Source organism: Pseudomonas sp. BN414 (assembly GCF_029871275.1).
Lineage (GTDB): Bacteria > Pseudomonadota > Gammaproteobacteria > Pseudomonadales > Pseudomonadaceae > Metapseudomonas > Metapseudomonas resinovorans_C.
Window position 1 is genome coordinate 145,980 of record NZ_SSOL01000033.1, and the last position, 21,160, is coordinate 167,139.

The window sequence follows — 21,160 nt, forward strand, 5'->3', positions numbered from 1 at the left end:
CAACCTATGACCGAGCCGGCTACCACTGCCGCTGGCGGCTTTGCCCTGTCCAAGCTGCTGGGCCTGGTGCTGGGTGTGCCGCTCGCTGTTGCTGTCGTGATGATCATGACCCGTCCGCGCAGCTCGCGTGAGTGGGCTGTCGCCCTGATCTCGACTGTCGTCGTATCCATTGGCGGCGGCGCTGCGGTGATCCAGCACTACGGCCTGCACGAGTGGGCTGCCAGCTTCTACGGTTCGCTGGCTCTGGCCAGCTTGCACTTCACGTGCGGCCTACCTGCTTGGGTGCTGGTCCGAGCCTGGTTCATCTACGCCGAGAAGCGCCGCGACACTGCCATCACCGACATGGTGAAAGAGATACGCGAGGCGGCAGGCAAATGATCCGCTGCTTGCACCATGCCGGTGCGATGGCGGGGGACCCTGGCACCCCACCCCCTACCGCGGGGAAGGCGTCGAGCCGCGCGGTGACAGACAATTTTTCGATTTTCTAATGCTCCACCACACCCCCTCTCGCCGCATGGCTCAAAGCCGCGCCGTTACTGGGCTGCGTAGGAGTCAGCATGGTTGCGACCCTTGTACATTCCGGGGCGCGATTGTGGTCCATCAATGCACTGGCTGAAGAGTTCGGTATCGATCGCCGGACGGTGAAGAAACGACTGGAGGGAATCCCGCCGGCAGGCGAAACCAACGGCCATCCCGCCTGGCGTCTTCGGGACGTGGCCATTGCCGTGATGGGACCGCAATCCGCCGCCCAGTCCCTCGGCCATGATCCGGACGAACTGCCGCCGAAGGATCGCCTCGATCACTACCGAGCCGAGCGCGAAAAGATCAGATGGGAGTCCGAGCAGCGCATCAGCATTCCGGCTCCCGAGGTTGAGCAGGTGGTGGCCACCGCCTTCAAGGCGCTCTCCCAGGGACTGGACTCCATCCCCGACGTGCTGGAGAACGACTGCGCTCTCGGTGCCGCTGAGGTGGAGCGCACCATCGAAGTGATCGACAACATCCGCGAAGGCCTCTATCAGCAGTTGCTGGAGGTCTGCGGCAACATGGAACAGAACGACGATGCATGCGAATCCAGCTGACATCGTTCGCAACATCGCCGAGTTGATTCGGCCTCCGCAGCGGATCTCGGTGAGCCAGGCCGCGCAGGACTACCTAGTCCTGAACGAGCCAGGTGGATACCAGGGCAAGTTCACCCTTGATGTCGCGCCCTACATGCGCGAGCCAATGGACCTCAAGGCTAGTAGGCGCTTCGAGGGCGTGGTCTTCGTCGGCCCCGCGCGGTCGCTGAAGACCCAGGCTCTCATCGACGGCGGCATGGCCTACACCGTCATGTGCGATCCCGGCGATGCCCTAATCGTGCAGATGAGCCAGGAGGCCGCCCGGGACTTCTCTCGGGCTCGTATCGATCGAGCAATCCGTTACAGCGAGAAAATCAAGGCAAGACTGTCCACCGGCCGTGCCGATGACAACGTCTACGACAAGTTCTTCAAGACCGGCCAGATACTCAAGATCGGTTGGCCGGCAGTGTCCCAGGTCTCGTCGAAGTCGATCCGCTGGGTCGACATCACCGATTACGACCGCATCCCGGACGACATCGAAGGGGAGGGCAGTCTCTGGGCTCTGGCGCTGAAGCGGACTCAGACTTTCAAGTCGCGCGGCATGTGCTGCGCGGAGTCGTCTCCCGGGCGCGAGATCACCGATCCAACTTGGCGCAAGCAGACGCCTCACGAGGCGCCGCCCTGCACCGGGATCGTCGGCCTGTACAACACCGGTGACCGGCGCCGCTGGTACTGGCAGTGCCCCAGCTGTCGTGAGTTCAGCGAGCCGACACCCGGCGTCTCGTGTTTCGCCTTGCCGCCCTTCGAAGAGCTGAAGGAGACGATCCGCAGTGCTGATCTGATGGCGCTCGCCGCGAAGAGCGCCTTCTTCTGCTGCACCCACTGCGGGGACATGATCAGCGAGAAGTACAAGCGGCAGATGAATCGCTCGGGCCTCTGGCTTATTGAAGGCCAGCAGGTGAACCGGCATGGCGAGGTGAGCGGTACAGCTCGCCAGAGCAAGATCGCCAGCTTCTGGTTGGGCGGCATGCCTGCCGCGTTCCAGAGCTGGGAGTCGATTTGCCTCCGTTACCTGGAGGGCGTGCACGCCTACGTCACCACCGGTGACGAGACCAAGCTGAAAGGCACGACGAACCTGGACCAGGGCGCGCCGTACATGCCGCAGCGCTCCGAGGCAGTCCGTTCGGCTGATGTGCTGATTGATCGCCGCGAAGAGGTGATCAAGCACCAGGTACCCGAGGGCGTCCGGTTCCTGGTCACCTCGGTGGACGTCCAGGCCGGTGGCAAGCCGCGCTTCGTGGTTCAGGTCCACGGTTATGGCGTTGGCGGAGAAGAATGGCTGGTCGATCGCTACAACATCCGGAACAGCCGACGCGTCGGCCCGGATGGAGACGAGTTGCCGATCGATCCAGCTGCCTACCTCGAGGACTGGGAGGCCCTGGTCACCGACGTAATGCAGAAGGCCTACCCGCTCTCTGATGGGAGCGGGCGAGCGATGTTGCCGGCCCTGGTGGTCTGCGACTCGGGCGGTAAGGCTGGTGTGACGGAGAAGGCTTATGACTTCTACCGGAAGCTGAAGCGCCGCGGCCTGCATCGCCAGTTCATGCTGATCAAGGGTGGCAGCCAGCCCAACGCGCCGCGGCTGCGAGAGAGCTACCCCGACAGCGAGCGGAAGGACCGCAAGGCGAAAGCCCGGGGCGAGATCCCGGTCTGGATGCTGAACACCAATCTGCTGAAGGACGCCGTGAACAACGACCTGCAGCGGGATAAGCCAGGTCCTGGCTATGTTCACCTCCCGGAATGGATCGGGGAATGGTGGTTCGAGGAACTCACCTTCGAGGTGCGCACGCAGCGCGGCTGGGAGAAGCCCAGCAAAGGTGCCAACGAGGCCTTTGACCTGTTCTGCTACGCCCGCGCCGGCGCCATCAAGCTCGGCATCGAGCAGATGGACTGGGAGCGGCCCAAGCCTTTCGCCCGGGGTTGGGATGAGAACCCGCACGTGCACCAGGTCGCCGAAGTCTCCGTGGTCATGCCCAAGCCGGTCGAGGCAGCCAATCAACCAATCAAGAAAACCGCCACCCGCCGGGTGCGAATGCAGGTATCCCGCTGATGGCATACACCCAAGCTCAACTCGATCAGGTCGAGCAGGCCATTGTCGACCTTGCTCGAGGTGAGCGCGTGGTCGAGGTCCGTTTCGGGCCGAACGACACCACCCGCTATGCAACCGCCGAGCTGCCCCAACTCATTGCTCTGCGCGACACCATGCGCGCCGAGATCATTGCTGCAGGGCAGGGCAAACGAATCCGCGGCTACCGTCTCCGTCACTCCAGGGGGTTCTGATGGAATTCGAAACCCTCAAGAGTCGCGGCTTCCAGATCGACGGGAGCCCTCTGACGCCCCAGGCGAACTACGACGCCGCCAGCACCGGCCCGCGTTTGAAAAGCTGGGCACCGGGCTCCGCCGGCCCCACCCGTTCGGTGGTCAGCCAACTCACTACCGTGCGGGCGCGCTCGCGGGATGCAGCCAGGAATAACGGCTGGATCAGCAACGGCATCGGCAACTGGGTCGGCAACGAGGTCGGCACCGGCATCAAGCCGCGCTCCAAGGCGAAGGACAAAGCCTTTGCCGCCGCAGCCAACAAGCTGTGGGAAGAAGAATTCTGCCCGGCCGCCGACTTCGATGGTGTGTTGGACGCCTATGGCCTCATGGCCCTTGGCGTTCGCTCCCGGAAGGAAGCCGGCGAGGTGTTCCTGAAGATCCACCACCTAGGACTCGATAGTGGCATGCCGCTGCCGATCCAGTTCCAGTTGATCGAAGGTGACCAGGTTCCACATACCCTCAACGAACAGCGCCCGGACTACGAAATTGTCGCCGGCGTGGAGTTCCGAAGTGGTCGCCGGGTGGCGTACTGGATGTTGCCGCGTCACCCCAGCGATACCTCCCAGGGCAGCACCCAGCCGGTGCGCATCCCGGCCAGCGAAGTTATTCACCACTTCGCCCCGCTGCGGCCGGGCCAGGTGCGCGGCATGGCGGAGACTGTCCAGGCGCTGGTGAAGGCTCGCGACTTCGACGAATACGACGACGCCGAGCTCACCCGTAAGAAGACCCGAGCCGACTACACCGGCGTGATCAAACGCCAGCAGTACGACGAGGAAGACTACAAGTTCGACCCCTTCACCGGAGAACCGCTGGAGAACGAAGGCGGCGTCGGCGTGGTGAACATGCAACCCGGAAGCTTCCCGGCTCTGCTGCCAGGCGAGGAGATTCAGCTCTTCGATGGCGACCAGGGCGGCGGCTACGGCGACTTCATGCGTCAGCAGCTGATGGGCGTGGCCGCATCTCTGGGCATTCCCTATGAACTGCTCTCCGGGGACATGCGCAACGTCAACGACCGCATCCTTCGTGCTCTGCTGAACGAGTACCGCCGTCGCATTGAGCAGTACCAATGGCTGTACACCATCCCGCAGCTTTGCCAGCGGATGTGGACGGCCTTCATCGATGCCGCTGTGCTCGCCGGTCGCCTACAGGCGCCGGACTACGCCACCCGCCGCATCGACTACATCGCTTGTGATTGGCGTCCCCAAGCCTGGCGCTACCTGCATCCGGTGCAGGACGCCCAGGGCGAACTGATGCTGATCAAAGGCGGCCTCGGGTCGCGTGCATCTGCTGCTGCCGAACGCGGCTACGACGTCGAGGAGATCGACGAACAGAACGCCGCCGACACCCAGCGCGCCCGCGAGATGGGGCTGGAATACAGCCACGACCCCGTCAAGACCAAGGACGACGAGTAACCCCAGGCCCGCCCAGTGCGGGCCTTCTTCATTCTGGAGCACCCCATGTCGAAACCGACCAATCTGCTGGCGCGGCTGTTCAGTCGCGGCCAGGGTGGCCCGCTGGTGCCGCAAATCTATTCCCGCGTCATCAACCGCCCGCTGCTGGTCGAGCCGGGCATGGCCGAAGCCCTGATTGATGGCTGGCTGCGCGGAGGAGTCGAGGCTGGCGATGGTGGAGAGCCCCGCCAGGTACTGGAGAAGGTTGGCCACATTGCGGTTGTCGAGGTATCGGGCCCACTCATTGCTCGCGCAATCGAAGCCCCCCTCTGCGGTACCGCTCCTGTCAGCTACGAGAACCTGATGCTGGCCTTCGATGACATCGAAGCCGATGCCAACATCACCCACGTCGTGATGCGACTGGAAACTCCAGGCGGTGAGGCCGCTCAGCTGTTCGATCTAACGGACCGCATGGCCGAGATGCGCAAGACCAAGACCATCATCTGCATGGTCGACGACTATGCCTATTCCGGCGGCTACGGTCTGGCAGCTGCCTGCTCCGAAATCTGGTTGACCCGCACCGGCGGCGTCGGAAGTGTCGGCGTGGTCATCGGCCACAAGGACGTCTCCGAGAAGAACGCCCGAGAGGGCGTGAAGTGGACCTACATCCACTCCGGCGCGATGAAGGTCGCGGGCAACCCAAATGAACCGCTCAGCGAAGAAGCCCGCTCCTTCATGCAGGGCGAGTCCGACCGCCTCTACGAGATGTTCACCAGCAGCGTCGCCAACTATCGCGGCCTGAGCTTGGACGCGGTGAAGGCTACCGACGCCAAGCTCTACTTCGGCCAGAACGCTATCGACGCTGGCCTGGCCGACCACCTGGGCACGTTCCGGGAATTGATGGTCGAGTTGCAGGGCGGCACCTATACCCGCAAACGCCAGGCCGCTGCCGCGGCTGCGGCCAGCGTTGAGGCTGAAGAGGTCGCCGCAGTCGAGCTTCCCGCGGAGCCAGCAGAAGAAGGCGATGCAGCCGGAACCGTCGAGGCTGATCCGGACAGCGAGGTGGTGGGTGCCGTCGAGGAGACTCAGGAGGCCGTGGCCGAAGGCGATGCTGTAGTAGCAGCCGACCAGCCGCTGGCCGCCGATGCCATCGCCGAGCAGTGCCAGGCCAACGGTCTTGCCTCTGTAACTGCCACTGCCATCCGCGAGAAGTGGACCGCCAGCCACATGGCCGCCGCCGTCGCGCGAGCCAATGAGGTGCGCAACCTCTGCACCGCTGCCGGCCTGCCGCAGCTCGCTGCCGGTTACATCAACGCCTCCACCGGAGTGGAAGTGGTTCGCCAGGAACTGGCCAGCCGCCTCAAGACCGGTAACCAAGTGAATTCCCGCCTGAAGGCGGACAAACCTGCCGGGGCGACTGCCTCGAGCTCTCCCTATGCCGCCATCTACGCGCGGCGCAATGCGAGGTAAGAGACATGCCCGTTTTGACTGAATCCCGCCGCGCCGGCGACTTCGTACTTTCCGAAGCGAACGGCAACCTGTCGCGCGATCGCATCGTGATCGACACCGGCGTACACCTGCCGGGCACCGTCCTTGGTCAGGTAACCGCCACCAAGAAGTTCGTGGCCCTGGACCCTGCTGCCAGCACTGGCGCTGAGAACGCCGCTGCTGTGCTGCGAGACCACGCTGACGCTACCGACGGCGACGTGAATGCCGTGGGTTATGTCCGCCTGGCCGAGGTTCGCGCCGACATGCTCGTTTGGCCGGCAGCCATTAGCGACAACGACAAGGCCGAGGCTCTCGCCGCTCTGGCCACTGCCCACATCGTAGCGCGCTGATCCAGCCGCCAGACCATCAGGAGACGAATTCATGGCTCACATGGACATCTTCAACGAAGACGCCTTCAGCGTCGCCACCCTCACCGCCGCCATCAACCAGCAGCCGTACCAGCCGGGCCGCCTCGGCGCCCTGGGCCTGTTCCAAGAGGAAGGCGTCACCACCACCACCGTCACCATCGAGTACAAGGAAGGCAAGATCAGCCTGGTGCCGGTGGGCGAGCGTGGCAAACCCTACAAGCCGGCCGATCGCGATGCGCGCAACCTGCGCTCCTTCGTCGTGCCGCACCTGAAGACCGGCGACGCCCTGCTGGCGGACCGCATCCAGAACCTGCGCGCCTTCGGCAGCGAGAGTGAGCTGGAGTCGGTGCAGAACGTGGTGAACCAGGACTTCGCCCGCTTCGGCCGCAACCTGGAAACCACCCTCGAGTTCCACCGCATCGGCGCCATCAAGGGGCAGATCCTGGACGCCGACGGTACTTCGGTGATCTACGACCTCTACGACGAGTTCGGCATCACCCAGGAAACCGTCTCCCTGGTCCTGGGCACCGCCACCACCAACGTGCGTGCCAAGGTCCTGGAGGCCAAGCGCAAGTCCGAGGCCAAGCTGGGTGCCGCAATGATGAGCGGCTGGCGCGCCTTCTGCGGTGCCAGCTTCTTCGACGACTTCGTGGGCCACGCTAAGGTCGAGAAGGCCTGGGAGCGTTACAACGATGGCGAGATGCTCCGCAATGACGTGCGCGGTGGCTTCAAATTCGCTGACGTGATCTGGGAGGAGTACCGCGGCAAGGTCGGCTCCCAGGCCTTCATCGGCGATAACGACGCCTACCTGGTACCGGAAGGCGTGGCCGATCTCTTCATCACCCGCTTCGCCCCGGCGGACTACATGGAGACCGTCAACACCCTCGGTCTGCCGAAGTACGCCAAGCAGGAGCCGCTGCCGATGAACCGCGGCGTGGAGATGGAGGCTCAGTCCAACCCGCTGAACCTCTGCACCCAGCCTGGCGCGATCATCAAGCTGTCGAAGTGATGACTCGCCAGCAGCTGAAGGCGCGGGCCGCCCGCGCCATCTTCCAGCGCATGCGCGAGGCGGATGGCGAAGGCGAACCTACCGAAGGCAGCTACATGGATGCCGTCCAGCCGCTAGTGCATGGCCTTGAGCTCGTCATCCTGCGGGATGTCGAGCGAGTAGGCCCGGAGGGCATGCTTGTGGTCGACCAGGTGCAGATCAGCGTGCTGGCCGAGCAGTTGCCCAAGGTTCGCCAAGACGGCATTTTCACGGCGAACTGCCAGCGCTGGCGCGTCTCCTCGCCAGTGCGCAACGACGGTGTCATCGTCACCGCAGCGGTAATGCCGGCATGAGCGGTCTACGCGTCGAGTTCAAGGGTGGCAAGGAGGCGCTGGCGCGTCTCGATGCCATCCCTGCCAAGGCCAAGATGGCTGTGGTGATGGCGCTGAACGACACCGGCGAGTCGCTGCGCGCCGAAGTGCTCCGCGAGATTGGCGCTGAGGTGAACATCAAGCGTGTTCTGCTTCGTGAGCGAATCCGCCTCACCCGGGCGACCAAGGGCCGAATGGCCGTGCGCATTTGGGCGATGAAGAAGGGCCTCGTGCTCAGCCACTTCCCACACAAGCAGTTGTGGAAGAAAGGGAAGAACGGCAAGCGGCGCCCGGCTGGCGTCCAAGTGAATGTTTCCGGCCGGACCTCGGTCATGGACGGCGCCTTCATCGTCGAGTCGGCGGGATCGGGCAGCACCAACGGACTGATCTTCGTCCGTTACGGCCCAAAGCGAGAGATGAGCGAGCGCCGCGGCGCCGGCCCGAATGGCTACGACTTGCTGCGTCAACGCATCCGCGCCCTGTACGGCCCGTCACCCTCTCAGATCCTGAACACCCGCAAGCCTGACTTTGAATCGCAGGGGGAGCACATCCTCGAGCGTGAGGTGAGGCGCCAACTCGAAAGGGCCAAGCTGTGAGCCAGAACCCGCTGAACCTGGTGGACCAGGCGCTGATTGATCGGCTTTCGACGATCACTCCGGCCAATGGCTACTTCACCGACATCGGCACGCGCATCCACACCAAGTGGATCGGCTCACTGCTTGCCGTGGAAGATTTGGCCTACCCCTGCATCACCATCCAACCAGATGAGTGCCCCCCAGCACTCGCCGGTGCCGGAGCCTGGCTGTTTCACCTGGGCCGCAAGGTCATCGGCCTGGCCAAGCCCGACCACCCTGATGACTGCCTCGAGCAGCTCAACGATATCGCCGCCGATCTGGCGCGCTGCCTGCACGTCCAGGAGGGGGTGCCCAATCCCTGGGGTCAGCCCGGCCCGCGCAAGGTAGTCCTGAAATCCATCAGCCAGTTCCAGCCGGACCATGAAGTTCCCGTCGGAACGGTTTCCATCCCCGTGCTGCTGCACGTCGTCCTCCCCGGAGAGTAACCCCATGTCGAGAAGCAACGACTCCGCTGCGCAGCAGCCGGAGCTGGTCGAGGTGCGCTTGGCGCAACCTCACACCCACAAGGGCCAGCAGAAGAAGGCTGGCGAAACCATCACCGTAACCGCCGAACGCAAGACCTGGCTGGAAGCTCAGGGCGTCGTAGGCGGCACTCAGCAGGAGGAATCCAGCAATGGCTGATCTGCGCGGCGCATTCCTGGGGGTAGGGAAGATCTACCTCGAAGACCTGGACGACCCGAAGGGTCAAATCCAAATCGGCAACTGCAACAGCCTCACCTATGAGGCCCAGGCGCAGGAGATCGAAGAGCAGGACTACACCACCCCCGGCGGTGGCCTGGATACCTCGGTTCAGCGCATCAGTGCAGTGAACGTCAACTACAACGCTCGCCACTTCAAAGCCGCCAACATGGCGCGCGCTGTGTACGGCAGCGCGACCGGAGTGGCTGCCGGCACCGTGACCGGAGAAGAGGCGAAGGCCTGGCCGGGTGCGATGATCGACTTGAAGTACCCGGGCGCTACCAGTGTGGTCATCACCCCCGCCGCCGGCGGTGCGGCGCTGGTCGCTGGTACGGACTACAACCTGAACGCCGCCGGCTTCCCTGAGTTCACTGAGGGTGGCGCAGTCACCACCGCCGGCATGGATGTCGAGATCGACTACTCCTACGCCAAGCACGTGAACATCCAGGCCCTGGTGAAGTCCGGCAAGCGCTTCCGCATGGTGTTTATCGGACTCAACGATGCTCGGTCCGGCAAGCCGGTGGTCATCCGTGTCCACCGCGTGAACCACTCTCCGGCGAGCCTCAGCTTCATCGGCGACGAGTTCCAAGGGATGGAGTTCACCGCCAAGGCTGAAAAGGACCCGACCATCATCGGGTCTTCGCTCTCCCAGTACCTGGAGATCCTGGACGTCGACTGAGGTAAGTGAAAAGCCCCGCTCAAGGGTGGGGCTCCTAATTAAGGGAAGTGGCTATGAGACCCGAGAAGTCATTGAAACTGGCATTGCTCAAGGCCAGGTTCGCGGTGCTCGATGGGCAGTATCGGACCTTCATCTCTGAGGAAGGAAACTCGAAATCCGCTCGCGAGTGGAGTCAGTCGAGAATTCAACGGCTTCTCCGCTCAAGGTAAGCCCATCAGTGATGGGCAATCTGCGAAGGGCCTTGGAAAACACGATGAAGCGATCCATTCTCTGGAGCTGCCGAAACAAAAGGAGTGCAGCGTGACGGAACCAAACTACGAGGCGATTGGCCGGTACACCCATCTGGTGGGAGAGCTGGATTCGCTGTCCATGAAGCGCCGGTCCTTGTTTACCCGGATCGTGGGCGTATTGAAGAACGCCAACGAAAACCCGCTCGAAAGCAAGGTACCGCGCAAGTGCAACTTCGAGGCTGTGCGGGACCTTCTGGACGAGGCAGAGGAAATTGAAAAGGCCATCCGCTCTACGGTTGACCAGGTGAACGAGTTGGCACCCCTGGCGGACAAGTCCGCCATCAGCTAGCCCGCCGCCCGCTGCTTGGTCTACATTCCCTCCCATTTCACGATGGGAGGGAATGTCTATGGCCAAGGAAAGACCGGCGAAGCACTTGCACCCGGCGTACACGGCGTTCGCCTTGCTGGTGGTGGTTCCGCTGCTGATCTGGTGGAAGATGGAGGAAGCTCCGGAGGAAGGTCACGAGGCCCCGGTTCATGAACAGTCTGTGGCGGAAGCTCCCCAGGCACAGCAACTGGCCCCCGAAGTCATTCACGGAATGCAGACTGCCGAGTACCGCAAGCGTCAGTCAAAAAACGGATTGTTCATTGGCATGCGTCGAGACGACCTGAACGAGTATGAGGTTTGGCGGCATCCAGACTCTGTCGGGAACGTCGACCTATCCGATGGTGAAGTAACGATTGTGACGTACAGGGCAGGGTTCGATGGGGAGCTTATTCAACTGCTTTTTCGAAACGACAGCTTGATAGATATAGATTGCGACCCCGCTTGCGCCGGGCCTGATTGAAAACATTGAGCACTAACAAGACCCGCTTCGGCGGGTTTTTTATTGGAGGCAAGAAATGTCGGAAGGCGTTGACGACAGTCTCGCGCGGTTCCTGGGTGAGCCCGTAGAGGTGCCCCTCCGGGCCAAGGGTTTTTCGGTGTACCCGATCCAGGTGGAACAAATCCCCACGATCAGCAGATTGATTGGCGAGATGCACCCCCAACTTCAAGAGTTGGCGGAACACCTAGAGCGCGCCCGTGCCGATGGTTCCGACCTGTCTGCCATGTTCGAGCAGGCGCTGGAGCGTTTGGACATCCTGTCGTTGGTAGATCAGCACCGAGATGCTCTTCTGGGGCTCTGCTCGATACTGACTCACCGATCAATGGAGGATATTGCGCAACTCGGCATTGATGACTTCCTGGGGCTCCTGCTGGCGCTGGTGGAGTTGAACTTGGATTTTTTCTACCTGCGCCTCCGTCCGCAGCTTCGGGCGAACATGGTTCGCCTGGCCGAGGCGATTTCTTCGAAGCAGCGCAGCGCCTGATACAGCACGGGCATTCAGCCGAAGGTATTCGGCAGATGACCTTGGCCCAGGTTCGAGGCCACCTGATGGCCATCAATGAACTGGAGCGCCGCCGCGACCGCATGCAGCTCTACATAGCGCGGGCTGCCGGAGCCAAGTCTGAAGACTTCAAGGGCTTCCTGAAGTCTCTCTAATCCCTGAAAGGACAGAACATGAGCAATGACGTTGATGTAGGGATCGTCATCGGCGGAGCCGTGTCCGCTGCATTGCGGAGCAGTATCAAGGACGCCAGCAAGAGCGTTGGTCAGCTCGGTAAGGAGATCGAGGAGGCCGGGCGTAAGGGCCAACTCATCGAGGGCTTCAATCGCACGAAGGAAGCGGCAAAGGCTGCTTCCGCTGCGTATTTTGCCAACAAGAAACGCGTCGACGAATTGAAGCGTGCCATTGCTGCGGCGGGGCAACCCGTCAAGGCCTTCGAGCGAGAGCTTGCTGCTACCCAGCGGGCTTTGGATCGCAGTAAGCGGGCCCTGGATGCCCAAACTAAGCGGGTTGGCGACTATCGCAAGCAATTGCAGGGCGCCAGCATTGATGTGAAGAACCTGGCCTCCGAACAGTCTCGGCTGGCGGCCGAGTCGGAAAGGCTCAGTCGCGTTCGCGCGTCCGTTTCTCGATCTGAGCAGGCGGCATCTCAGCGGAATGCTGTTCGCGGAGAAAGTCTCGGATTTGCTGGCGAGGCTGCAGCTTTCGGATTCACTGTAAAGCAAGCTCTCGATCCGGCGGTCAAGTTCGAGGCGAGCCTCAAGAAGATTGAGGCCCGGGTCAACTTCCCCACTCCCGACGGCATCGTCAACCTGAGAAATGAACTGGAGGCGCTTTCCGAGCAGACCGGTATCGCAACGGAGGAGCTTGCCAATACGGCGGCTCTTGCCGGTCAGTTCGGGATCGAAGGCCCGCAGATTGCGGATTTCGTTCGCCAGGTAACTCAGGTCGGTATCGCCTTCGACATGAGTTCAGCTCAAGCCGCTGAGAGCATCTCTACTCTCTCGACGGTACTGAGTATTCCGATAAATGAGACCGGTAAGCTCCTCGACGCCATCAACCAACTGGCGAACAACAGCAAGGCCAGTGAATCTCAGATCCTCGATGTCCTCGGACGAGTAGGTGGCATCGGCCGGCAGTTCGGTCTGGTTGATACCCAGATTGCGGCGCTATCGTCGACGTTTCTTTCCCTGGGCAAAAGTCCCGAGGTAGCAGCCACCGCCATCAATGCGTTGCTGAACAAGCTTCAGACGGCTGGCGTGCAGAGCGACGATTTCCAGCAAGAACTGAAGAACCTGGTGGGTGATGTGGATGCCTTCACCAAGAGCATGGACACTGACGCCCAGGGAGCCCTTGATAACTTCCTGGCAAAACTGGGTGAGCTTGATAGCCGGGGGCAGGCTGAGGCGATCACTGTCCTGTTCGGTCAGGAGTACGCCGACGACATCAGCGTGCTCTCCGGTTCGCTTGGCGAGTATCGCAAGCAGCTTGCAGCAGTTTCCGACGAGACGGAGTACGCAGGCAGCGTTCAGCGCGAGTTCCAGCGATTCAACTCCGGCGCAGCGGTCGAAGCCGCAAAAGCAGCGACGGCTATCAATAATGCATTCGCTCAGCTTGGTGCGGCTGCTCTTCCAGTTATCACCAAAGTTTCCAAACAAATCGCCAGCCTGGCGCAGTGGCTGAAGAGCACAGGCGAAATCGGCCAGAACGCCCTACTTGGAATTGTCTATCTGCTGGGTGGTGGTCTTCTGCTGAAGGGCGTCCGCTTACTAGGTCGACTGCTCTTCACCGAAGTCGCTGCTGCGTTCACCACCATCGACAAAGTCGCCACTCGGGTTCTTGGTCAGAGCCTCGTTACTGTTGCTGCACGTGGTTTCGGGGGAATGGCGACTGCTGCCAAGACGGCAGCGGGCAAGGTGACGACTGCCTTGGGTACCATCCCAGTGGCAGCGCAGGCGGCATTGCGTGGCCTGTCCCTGATCGGCTCTTTCTTCGTTGGCTGGGAGATCGGCACCTATCTGCGTGAGCAATTCGTTGAGGTCGAGAGAGCGGGCATCGCCCTGGCTTCCGGTCTGCATACCAGCTTCGTCCGGATCAAGGGTTACGCCCAGGAGCAGTTCGAAGCGCTGAAGTTTGCGATGACCAATCCTCTGGATTACGTCCGGACGAAATTCGCCACGTTCGCCAGGGATCTCGGGACCCTGATCAGCAAGGTGCCGCGCTTCGGCGAGGCCGCAGGCAATGCGCTTCGATCCGCTGCGGACACGATCATGCCGGGTGGAGCGGACGCCCAGGAATTCCAGAAGCGTCAGAAAGAGATCCGTGACCAGACTGCCGCTGAGGTGAAGCAGATCCAGGACGGATACTTCGACCTGTGGGAGATGGCCGGCCAAAACGCCGACAAGACCAAGGCAGCCAACGAGGAGTCTGGGGAGTCCCACAAGGACCTCGCGGAGGCCGTGAAGAAGTCTCAGCAGGCCATGACTCAGGAAACTGAAACCGGCACGAAGCAGCGCATCGCCCAGGCCGCCAAGGAAACGGCAGAGGTCAAGAAGGCGAAGAAGGAACAGGCCGCGCTGCTGAAAGAGGTGCGGGATCGCACGAAGGGAATTGCCGGGGAGAAGTTCGCGACGGAGAAGGAACCCACCTTCAATCGGGCCAGCGACCTCACCGTGAAGGCTCGCCAATCGCTGGTAAGCAAGGACTACGTCCAGGCGTTGAAGTTTGCCGAGCAAGCCACCCAGGTGCTGGAGGAGCTCCAGCAGGCCGGTGACAAGAACACTAAGGCCTTGGCCGGCCAGGCGAAGATGGCCCAGCAAATTGCCGAGCAGGCCTTCGCTGCCATCGGCACTAGCGGAAAAGATGGTGTAGCCGCGACGAAAGACGTTTCGGTGAAGCCAGTGCTGGACGCAGCCGCTGCCACACAAGTCCAGGGCGAAGTGGCGGCCTTGGCGGAATCCTTGAAGGCAAGCTTGGTGATCCCGGTGTCCACGGTGGCCTCCAAGGCGCCGAATTACTACCAGGACGGAAACAGCTTCTCGCAGTTCCCTGAGCAGGGCTTTGCCGCTGGCGGCTTTACTGGATTCGGCGGCCGGCTGGAGCCCGCCGGTATCGTGCACCGGGGTGAGTACGTTCTGCCTCAGTCGGTGGTACGTGAACCGGGCGCGGTCTCCGTGTTGTCAGCCATGCGAGTCAAGGGTGTCGCCGCGGTGTTGGAGCAGGCTCGCCGGAATTGGGGCGGCTATGACATTGGCGGTCTGGTTGGCGGCCTCGCCAGCCCGGCCCTTCCCGGTCTACCGCAGTCTGCAGTATCTGGAAATCCGGACTTTCCACACCTGGGGACAATCGACTTCAACCTGGGTGGTCGCTCACTGCAGGCCTACGCGACTCCATCGATGGCTGAGGAAATACGTCGAGAAGCGCGGAAACACGGAAGGAGAAGGTCATGAACAGGGTAATGCTTGGGGGCATCCCTATTCGTATCGAAGGGGGTGCCCCTACGGTGGAATACGCCCCCATCGGCGGGGTAACCGTGGGGCGTCGTTCCGGTGGTGCAGCAGTGAAGATGCAGCACTGGCGCAAGACCGCCATCACCATCCGGGGGACAGGCTGGATGGGACCGGGGTTCGCTGGCTTAGATTTTTCCCAGCCACTGGAGCTGCGATGCACCAAGCAGCAGTCGCTGGCCACCACGGCGCTGACTGGCACTTTGCCGGGCACGCCGCGGCCGGATGATTCGCCCTGGGCATTGGCGTACATAGATGGCGACTGGCGGCGCACGCCGGTAGCCGTCGTGTCTGATGGAGCCTTCACCATCACTGAAGTTCCTGGTGCATTGCAGTACCAGGTGTGCTGGCGCCCGGTGTTCATGGTGTTTTGCGAGCCTCCGCCTGAGTCCATGGACCCGGCCTCCAACACCCACGACTGGACTATCACCGCCGAGGAAATCTGATGGAGCTGAATGGTTCCGAGCTGAACGCCGTCGAATTGAATGGCGCTTCGGCCGGTAGGAGTGCTCCCGTTGATCCGGTCATCATCGTTCCGGTTGTCTCGGTGATCTGGACCGCGCGCTTGCTCCTGAATGGGGTGGATGTCAGCGACCTGCTTGCTGGCGCTGCACGCATCGAGCGCGATGAAGGCGCGGATGCCCTTGCCGATTTCAGTCTGCTGCTCGATGCGGGGCCGGTGAATCCTGCTTCGTACACTGGGCAAAGCGTAGAGCTTTACTACCGCGATTGGGTGGGCGGGGCCTGGCGCGAGGAGTTGTGCTTCAAGGGCTGGATCATCCGGCCGCAGTTCACCCTGCAGACGAGCGTCCTGGCTTGCGAGTGCAGTGACCGTCGCCAGGAAATCGTGGAAGCCATGGACATCGTGGCTATCGATGCCCTGACTGGTGGCTCCTGGTCGGCTGACGTGTTTGAACCGGTCGATGGCCGTTCCCGCTGGGACTATGCCATGGAGCGGATGAGCACGCGCGCGGCCAGTCTGCAGTGCAGCGTTGAAGGGGAACTGCAGGTGACGCCGTGGGCGTCCCGCCCGGCGACCTTTGTGATTCCTGCTGGAATGGTGCTCGACGGCAGCCTGGAGTGGGTGCCGGTGGAGCTGAACGACCGCATCAACGTGGTGGAGGTCGCTGCGGACTATCGCTTCATTCGCCTGCGCGAGCGTCACCAGGACTTCCTCTGGGAGCACCCGGCAGTCGAAGGCGTCACCATCATCGACGGCTTCTGCCTGACCTGGGGGCGCGAGGACAACACCGAGGTGCCGGACATCGTCATGGTGGAATCCGCCAGCAGCAGCGCCGGTTACCAGGCTGTCCTGGCGACGGCCAACTGGGAGCGGGTGCCGGCCACCGGGAGCGGGTCCTTATGTGATCCGCCTTTCGGTTGGCGCAACGACTTTCCTGATTTGCTGCTGAGAGCCACCTGGACCAGTGCCATGCGTTGGAGTCAGCGTGTGACCGAGCAGTACACCCTGCGGGTTGAGGCGCCTGCCAGCATTGCCCAGGCCGGGGAGGTGATCAGCCGCGAGCGCATCGCGCTGGAGACTGAGAGCGACCGCGAAGCGGAGTTCGAGGGTACTGAGTTCACCGAGCCGGACACGGATGCCACCGAGGATGCCTTGGGCGACTGGGTGGTAGATGTGCGCGAGGATGATCGCCGCGCCGCCGCGCTGTCCTGCGGATTGGCTATGGCCACCGCCACCATTCTGGGAGGGCACCGGGGTAACCGATTTTCCTTCCAGCTGCCGACTTCGGACACGCTTGGCATCCGGCTGGAGCACACCCTGCATGTGCAGGACGAGATTCTCGGCCGGTCGGTGCAGTGCCGAGCCAAGGTGTTCAGCATCATCCACGAGTGGGATTTCGACAGCGGCTCTGCCTTGACCAGCATCCAGTTGGCCGTGAGCCAGGGCGGGGGCGCCATCACAGATCCTCTGACCCTGCCGGCCATTCCGCCGAGCACTCCACCGGGAACCCCGTCGGCGTTGATCATCCTCGGGACCCAGCTGGGCTCGCGGAATAGCAGTCCGATCTATGACGACGAACTCGACGGGTTCGCCGGCAACTACACGGTCAACGACCTGGACATCAACCCGGAACTTGAGGAGTTCCCGCGCCGCTTCGACCTGACCGCGCCGGAGATTCCAGAAGATCACCGTGACGAGTACGCGGCCACCCAGGCCCATACCTATCAGTTGGCCATCCCGAACGACCTGCTGGAGCTGTAACCCATGACCCTTGCCCAAGAGCGCGCCGCGACCCGCGCGGGGATCACGGCTGCCCGTACCAACACCCTTCGCCGGGACCTCAACTCCCTGGAGACCCAACGCCGCCAGATCCGCGAGTTGGTGACGCTGGATCGCCGCGGTCTGCGGCCCGCAACGAAGGGGCGGGGCACCTGGGACGCCAACAAAGCCAAGACCACCGGAGGTGGCGGCATCGCCAGCCCGCTGACCGAGCTGGTCTTTGCGGATCGAGAATATTGGGAGACGGGCTTTCCCAGCAGTGACGGCCTGTTCATTCTGCCGGCGATCAAGACCCTCAAACTGCAGGATGTCGACGAGGCCGAGGTAGTGATCAACCTGGCCGACCCGGGGGCGGTATGACGACGCCGATGTGGGGATGCCCCTGGCACGGCCTGGTCACTGTCTCCGGGCTGGCCTTGCCGAACGGCACGACCATCCCTTTTCCGGGGCCGGGCGTGCTGAACGACACTGCGGGCGACACCATCTTGCTGAAGGTCCCCGGCATTCCGCCGATCGAGCGCAGTGAGGAGGAAGCGGCAGCCGATGCGCTGGCGGGGCGGCAGTGGTGGAACCAGGCGATCCTCTCCAGCACTGACCAGAAGCTTCATGGCACTGCGCTCGATGGCTGGGTGTACTGCGATCCCGCTGGCCGCCGCTGGCGCGTCAGCAAGATCGTCGACCTGTCGGGCAGCTATACCGTCGAGCTGCGGCTGTTCGGGATGTTTGGGGTGGCCGAAGAGGTGCACACCTACGCGGTCAGCCTCGCCGACCTCGGGCAGAGCACCCCGGCCATCGACGATGTTAACGCCGCGACCTTGTCCATTCAGCTGCGGGATGTCTGGCGCGATGGTAGCCGCGCGCTGTACGCCATTCGCACCAGCCGCCTGGTGAACGGTGCCGGTGATTGGCCAGCGGTCACCCAGAGCCGCTGGCTGCCGGCCATGGGCTGGCTGGAGATGACCATCAGCGGCCCGGGTGAGGATGCAGCCATCGGCCTGAGCGTGTTGGCCAATCGTGCTGAGACCATTGGCACCTACAGCATCACGGCTGATCCGCCGACACCGACGACCCAGTTCTGGCTCACCGAGACAGTCACGGTGGTCGAAGACGCGATCAAGCGCACCACCACCCGCGTGCCGGTCATGAACAGTGCCGTGGTGCCGGCCGGTGATGCGGAGCAGTTTGGCAACGCCTACCTGGATGGCGTATCCAGGGGGCATGTGCGTCCCGGCACAGTGAGCTCCACGGAAGGACGCCGAGGCATCATCCTGGCCATGTGGTACGCCAGCGATGGCAGCCATGAACAGCTGACGATGGACATCGAGGAGTACAACTCCTACTCGGCCACAGAAGTACCCTGGTCGATTTCCGGCGAGGACGTGACGGAGTTCATCAAGGCAACCGGCGAAACCAACGTGCTGAGCCGATACACCGAGTCGGCCAGTAACAGCTTCGCGAGGTCGACTCAGTTTGCCTTGATACTGCGGTTGGACGGCGTGGAGGTGGTGCGGGAGGAGGGGGCCGTTGGCAACTCGTCAGGAACGCTCTACTACGATCGCGAGGACGGATTGTCTGATTTGCCGATCGCGTTTTGGCACAGCACGGCGGTTCTGGCCGATGAAACCAACCTCGATTTGCTGTTCGCCCGGCGCTTCCTGGGGCTGGATCAGATCCGCTACGGCCCCGCCGGCACGGACGTCTTCTATGCGCCGTACCAACTCAGCAATCACCTGTGGTGCGTGTTGAAAAACACCAAGGCGGGCACGGTCTACACCTGGCGCTGGGGCCCGGCCTTTGGCCCGGAAAGCGTGAGCGACGGCGAGATCACCACCTCCACCCACAGCAGCGGCCTGCGCCTGTATGGCAGCTGGTGCCCGGTGACCGGGCAGATGGCGCGCAGCACGTCCCGAATCGTCTGGACCTGAACCCTTTTCACTGATCGACCCCTGGCGGCTTGCCGGCGGGGAGGGAGTCTTCATGCTGAAATTCGTCAATAACTGGGCCACCAGCCTGCAGGCGCTGCTCGCGGCTGATGCCACGCAAATGTCGGTGCCGGCGGGCAAGGCCGCGCTGCTGACCGGCCTGGGCAGTGGGCACACCTACCGCCTGACCCTGGTGGACGTGGACATCGACGGCGTGGAAGTGGGCTGGGAAATTGTCCTGGTCAGCGCCAACGACAGCGGTTTGCTGACCGTGGCCCGCGGGCAGGAGGGCACCCCGGCACGCGCCTGGTCGGCAGGTACGCCAGTCCGCGCGCGCTTGACCGCTGCCTCGCTGGATGGGTTGTCGGAGGAGAACTACACCACCGCCGACAAGGCCAAGCTGGACGGCATTGCCGAGGGCGCCACGGTGAACGACACCGACGCCAACCTGAAGAGCCGCGCCAACCACACCGGCACCCAGGCCATTAGCACCGTGACCGGCCTGCAGGCCGCTCTGGACAAGGCCACCTTTTCTCCGGTGGTGGCGGACAGTACGACCGCGCGCATTGCGCCCCTGACCGACGCGGGTGCCTACCTGCGCTTCACCAATACGGGGGCTACCGCCTATACCGTTGCACCCCAGGCCGATGTCGCCTGGCCGTCCGATGCGGAGATCCACGTACGTCGCGCCGCGGCCGCCAACCTGACCCTCACGCCGGGTGTCGGTGTGACCCTCAACGCCCCCAGCGGGGGAACGCTGGTAATGACTGACCGCATGTCGGTCACCCTCAAGCGCGTGGCGCCCGACGTCTGGGACGTGATCGGCCATACGGTGGCCGTATGATCCCGGGTATCGCCGCGCAGCAGGCGCTCCTCGCGCTGCCGGAGACTCCGCTGCTGCTGGCAGTGGGGCACGACTCCAGCCCGTTCCTCACCGTCTACGATGCGGCGAGTGAAACCAAGCTCACCCTGGCCGGCGGCAACCCCGCGTCCTCGGGTCTCGGCGTGGCGATCAGCCCGAATGGGCGCTGGCTCGCGGTAGCGCACGGCACATCACCCCGCGTGACCGTCTACGACACCGAAGACTGGAGCAAGGTCAGCCTGTCTGGTGGACTGCCGGCGGGCTCGGCCAACGCGGTGGCGTTCAGCCCTGACAGTACGCAACTGGTGGTGGGGCATGCCACTTTCCCGTACGTGACCATCTACCCGACGGACACCTGGACGAAACGGGCCAACCCCAGCATCCCGCTGGGGAGCCAGATTTTCTCCATCGCGTTCAGTCCCGATGGTTCGAAGGTGGTGCTCGGGCACACGGCTTCGCCTTACTTCTCCATGTACAACCCGTCGACCTGGGGGAAGTTGAGCAACCCGGTATTGGGTCCGGCAGGCCAGCCCAATGGGATCGCTTTTAGCCCTGACGGCGCGTTGCTGGCGTTCGCACATGCGACGACCCCGTTCCTCACCGTGCTGCGCACCAGCGACTGGAGCCTGGTCACGCTGGCTGGCGGCGATCCGCCAGCGGCGGGGAATGCCGTCTGCTTTGGGCTGGACGGCGAAACCCTGTATGTCGCCCATGACACCAGCCCGTTCCTGACTCGCTACGACACCAGCGACTGGAGCAAGCGCGCGGCCATGGCTGGCGGTTCCCCGGCAGGCATCGGGCGCGGTGTGGCCGTGAGCCCGGATGGCACTGTTCTGGCGGTGGTCCACTCGACGACGCCGTTCCTGACCCGCTATCGCCTGAGCGATGAGACCAAGCTGGCCAACCCCACGGGCGGCCTGCCGCCCAACACCAGCCGCAGCGTGGCCTGGGGCTAGCGCTCCACCCATTCCGAC

At 63.0% G+C, this 21,160-nt stretch carries 24 protein-coding genes; all 24 read left to right on the forward strand.

Features of this window, described 5'->3' with window-relative positions; translation table 11 throughout:
* Positions 1-6 precede the first annotated feature (6 nt).
* The 24 genes from E8E95_RS05750 (at position 7) to E8E95_RS05865 (ending at position 21,142) form a co-directional block, all read left to right on the forward strand.
* A complete protein-coding gene (locus E8E95_RS05750) occupies positions 7-378 on the forward strand; it encodes a hypothetical protein (RefSeq protein ID WP_280348878.1) in 372 nt (123 codons plus the stop codon).
* Between the two features lie 179 nt (positions 379-557).
* Positions 558-1,079 carry a DUF1441 family protein gene (locus tag E8E95_RS05755; RefSeq protein WP_280348880.1) on the forward strand — a complete coding sequence of 174 codons (522 nt, stop codon included), beginning with the start codon at positions 558-560 and terminating at the stop codon, positions 1,077-1,079.
* Positions 1,060-3,168: a terminase gpA endonuclease subunit gene (locus E8E95_RS05760; protein ID WP_280348882.1), complete on the forward strand. Its 2,109-nt coding sequence runs from the start codon at positions 1,060-1,062 to the stop codon at positions 3,166-3,168. The genes E8E95_RS05755 and E8E95_RS05760 overlap by 20 nt, the downstream gene beginning before the upstream one ends.
* Positions 3,168-3,398 (forward strand): hypothetical protein, encoded by a 231-nt coding sequence (locus E8E95_RS05765; RefSeq protein ID WP_151133187.1) that lies wholly within the window; start codon positions 3,168-3,170, stop codon positions 3,396-3,398. The genes E8E95_RS05760 and E8E95_RS05765 overlap by 1 nt, the downstream gene beginning before the upstream one ends.
* The gene (locus E8E95_RS05770; RefSeq protein WP_280348883.1) at positions 3,398-4,849 is read left to right on the forward strand and encodes a phage portal protein; all 1,452 of its coding nucleotides are present in this window, start codon (positions 3,398-3,400) and stop codon (positions 4,847-4,849) included. Before E8E95_RS05765 ends, E8E95_RS05770 begins: the two co-directional genes overlap by 1 nt.
* Positions 4,850-4,894: 45 nt before the next feature.
* Complete coding sequence (locus E8E95_RS05775; RefSeq protein ID WP_280348884.1) at positions 4,895-6,298, forward strand: S49 family peptidase; 1,404 nt, start codon at positions 4,895-4,897, stop codon at positions 6,296-6,298.
* A 5-nt stretch (positions 6,299-6,303) separates the two neighbouring features.
* Positions 6,304-6,666, forward strand: a complete 363-nt coding sequence (locus E8E95_RS05780; protein ID WP_280348885.1) for a head decoration protein — start codon at positions 6,304-6,306, stop codon at positions 6,664-6,666.
* 31 nt (positions 6,667-6,697) lie between these two features.
* Positions 6,698-7,693 carry a major capsid protein gene (locus E8E95_RS05785; RefSeq protein WP_280348886.1) on the forward strand — a complete coding sequence of 332 codons (996 nt, stop codon included), beginning with the start codon at positions 6,698-6,700 and terminating at the stop codon, positions 7,691-7,693.
* Positions 7,693-8,025, forward strand: a complete 333-nt coding sequence (locus E8E95_RS05790) for a hypothetical protein (protein ID WP_280348887.1) — start codon at positions 7,693-7,695, stop codon at positions 8,023-8,025. The genes E8E95_RS05785 and E8E95_RS05790 overlap by 1 nt, the downstream gene beginning before the upstream one ends.
* On the forward strand, positions 8,022-8,639 hold the full coding sequence (locus tag E8E95_RS05795; protein WP_280348888.1) for a phage tail protein: 618 nt from the start codon (positions 8,022-8,024) through the stop codon (positions 8,637-8,639). Before E8E95_RS05790 ends, E8E95_RS05795 begins: the two co-directional genes overlap by 4 nt.
* Entirely contained in the window at positions 8,636-9,103 is a 468-nt protein-coding gene (locus tag E8E95_RS05800; protein ID WP_280348889.1) for a hypothetical protein, read from the forward strand. Before E8E95_RS05795 ends, E8E95_RS05800 begins: the two co-directional genes overlap by 4 nt.
* Before the next feature lie 4 nt (positions 9,104-9,107).
* Positions 9,108-9,299 carry a hypothetical protein gene (locus E8E95_RS05805; RefSeq protein WP_280348890.1) on the forward strand — a complete coding sequence of 64 codons (192 nt, stop codon included), beginning with the start codon at positions 9,108-9,110 and terminating at the stop codon, positions 9,297-9,299.
* Complete coding sequence (locus tag E8E95_RS05810; RefSeq protein WP_280348891.1) at positions 9,292-10,035, forward strand: hypothetical protein; 744 nt, start codon at positions 9,292-9,294, stop codon at positions 10,033-10,035. The genes E8E95_RS05805 and E8E95_RS05810 overlap by 8 nt, the downstream gene beginning before the upstream one ends.
* A 111-nt stretch (positions 10,036-10,146) precedes the next feature.
* Positions 10,147-10,614 carry a hypothetical protein gene (locus tag E8E95_RS05815; protein WP_280348892.1) on the forward strand — a complete coding sequence of 156 codons (468 nt, stop codon included), beginning with the start codon at positions 10,147-10,149 and terminating at the stop codon, positions 10,612-10,614.
* Between the two features lie 58 nt (positions 10,615-10,672).
* The gene (locus E8E95_RS05820; RefSeq protein ID WP_280348893.1) at positions 10,673-11,113 is read left to right on the forward strand and encodes a hypothetical protein; all 441 of its coding nucleotides are present in this window, start codon (positions 10,673-10,675) and stop codon (positions 11,111-11,113) included.
* A 55-nt stretch (positions 11,114-11,168) separates the two neighbouring features.
* On the forward strand, positions 11,169-11,636 hold the full coding sequence (locus E8E95_RS05825; protein ID WP_280348894.1) for a hypothetical protein: 468 nt from the start codon (positions 11,169-11,171) through the stop codon (positions 11,634-11,636).
* Positions 11,637-11,671: 35 nt separating this feature from the next.
* Positions 11,672-11,809 (forward strand): hypothetical protein, encoded by a 138-nt coding sequence (locus E8E95_RS05830; protein WP_280348896.1) that lies wholly within the window; start codon positions 11,672-11,674, stop codon positions 11,807-11,809.
* Positions 11,810-11,827: 18 nt separating this feature from the next.
* Positions 11,828-15,103, forward strand: a complete 3,276-nt coding sequence (locus E8E95_RS05835; RefSeq protein ID WP_280348898.1) for a phage tail tape measure protein — start codon at positions 11,828-11,830, stop codon at positions 15,101-15,103.
* A complete protein-coding gene (locus E8E95_RS05840; RefSeq protein ID WP_280348900.1) occupies positions 15,100-15,606 on the forward strand; it encodes a hypothetical protein in 507 nt (168 codons plus the stop codon). Before E8E95_RS05835 ends, E8E95_RS05840 begins: the two co-directional genes overlap by 4 nt.
* Positions 15,606-17,384: a hypothetical protein gene (locus E8E95_RS05845; RefSeq protein ID WP_280348902.1), complete on the forward strand. Its 1,779-nt coding sequence runs from the start codon at positions 15,606-15,608 to the stop codon at positions 17,382-17,384. Before E8E95_RS05840 ends, E8E95_RS05845 begins: the two co-directional genes overlap by 1 nt.
* A gap of 3 nt (positions 17,385-17,387) precedes the next feature.
* Positions 17,388-17,762, forward strand: coding sequence for a hypothetical protein (locus E8E95_RS05850; protein ID WP_280348904.1), 375 nt, complete (start codon positions 17,388-17,390; stop codon positions 17,760-17,762).
* 95 nt (positions 17,763-17,857) lie between these two features.
* The gene (locus tag E8E95_RS05855; protein ID WP_280348906.1) at positions 17,858-19,327 is read left to right on the forward strand and encodes a hypothetical protein; all 1,470 of its coding nucleotides are present in this window, start codon (positions 17,858-17,860) and stop codon (positions 19,325-19,327) included.
* Positions 19,328-19,379: 52 nt separating this feature from the next.
* Entirely contained in the window at positions 19,380-20,168 is a 789-nt protein-coding gene (locus E8E95_RS05860) for a hypothetical protein (protein WP_280348908.1), read from the forward strand.
* The gene (locus E8E95_RS05865; protein WP_280348910.1) at positions 20,165-21,142 is read left to right on the forward strand and encodes a WD40 repeat domain-containing protein; all 978 of its coding nucleotides are present in this window, start codon (positions 20,165-20,167) and stop codon (positions 21,140-21,142) included. The genes E8E95_RS05860 and E8E95_RS05865 overlap by 4 nt, the downstream gene beginning before the upstream one ends.
* Positions 21,143-21,160: the final 18 nt, after the last annotated feature.

Coding starts and splice junctions, on each gene's coding strand:
- E8E95_RS05750 (WP_280348878.1), top strand. CDS start 7: ATGACCGAGCCGGCTACCACTGCCGCTGGCGGCTTTGCCCTGTCCAAG.
- E8E95_RS05755 (WP_280348880.1), top strand. CDS start 558: ATGGTTGCGACCCTTGTACATTCCGGGGCGCGATTGTGGTCCATCAAT.
- E8E95_RS05760 (WP_280348882.1), top strand. CDS start 1,060: ATGCATGCGAATCCAGCTGACATCGTTCGCAACATCGCCGAGTTGATT.
- E8E95_RS05765 (WP_151133187.1), top strand. CDS start 3,168: ATGGCATACACCCAAGCTCAACTCGATCAGGTCGAGCAGGCCATTGTC.
- E8E95_RS05770 (WP_280348883.1), top strand. CDS start 3,398: ATGGAATTCGAAACCCTCAAGAGTCGCGGCTTCCAGATCGACGGGAGC.
- E8E95_RS05775 (WP_280348884.1), top strand. CDS start 4,895: ATGTCGAAACCGACCAATCTGCTGGCGCGGCTGTTCAGTCGCGGCCAG.
- E8E95_RS05780 (WP_280348885.1), top strand. CDS start 6,304: ATGCCCGTTTTGACTGAATCCCGCCGCGCCGGCGACTTCGTACTTTCC.
- E8E95_RS05785 (WP_280348886.1), top strand. CDS start 6,698: ATGGCTCACATGGACATCTTCAACGAAGACGCCTTCAGCGTCGCCACC.
- E8E95_RS05790 (WP_280348887.1), top strand. CDS start 7,693: ATGACTCGCCAGCAGCTGAAGGCGCGGGCCGCCCGCGCCATCTTCCAG.
- E8E95_RS05795 (WP_280348888.1), top strand. CDS start 8,022: ATGAGCGGTCTACGCGTCGAGTTCAAGGGTGGCAAGGAGGCGCTGGCG.
- E8E95_RS05805 (WP_280348890.1), top strand. CDS start 9,108: ATGTCGAGAAGCAACGACTCCGCTGCGCAGCAGCCGGAGCTGGTCGAG.
- E8E95_RS05810 (WP_280348891.1), top strand. CDS start 9,292: ATGGCTGATCTGCGCGGCGCATTCCTGGGGGTAGGGAAGATCTACCTC.
- E8E95_RS05815 (WP_280348892.1), top strand. CDS start 10,147: ATGGGCAGTATCGGACCTTCATCTCTGAGGAAGGAAACTCGAAATCCG.
- E8E95_RS05820 (WP_280348893.1), top strand. CDS start 10,673: ATGGCCAAGGAAAGACCGGCGAAGCACTTGCACCCGGCGTACACGGCG.
- E8E95_RS05825 (WP_280348894.1), top strand. CDS start 11,169: ATGTCGGAAGGCGTTGACGACAGTCTCGCGCGGTTCCTGGGTGAGCCC.
- E8E95_RS05830 (WP_280348896.1), top strand. CDS start 11,672: ATGACCTTGGCCCAGGTTCGAGGCCACCTGATGGCCATCAATGAACTG.
- E8E95_RS05835 (WP_280348898.1), top strand. CDS start 11,828: ATGAGCAATGACGTTGATGTAGGGATCGTCATCGGCGGAGCCGTGTCC.
- E8E95_RS05840 (WP_280348900.1), top strand. CDS start 15,100: ATGAACAGGGTAATGCTTGGGGGCATCCCTATTCGTATCGAAGGGGGT.
- E8E95_RS05845 (WP_280348902.1), top strand. CDS start 15,606: ATGGAGCTGAATGGTTCCGAGCTGAACGCCGTCGAATTGAATGGCGCT.
- E8E95_RS05850 (WP_280348904.1), top strand. CDS start 17,388: ATGACCCTTGCCCAAGAGCGCGCCGCGACCCGCGCGGGGATCACGGCT.
- E8E95_RS05860 (WP_280348908.1), top strand. CDS start 19,380: ATGCTGAAATTCGTCAATAACTGGGCCACCAGCCTGCAGGCGCTGCTC.
- E8E95_RS05865 (WP_280348910.1), top strand. CDS start 20,165: ATGATCCCGGGTATCGCCGCGCAGCAGGCGCTCCTCGCGCTGCCGGAG.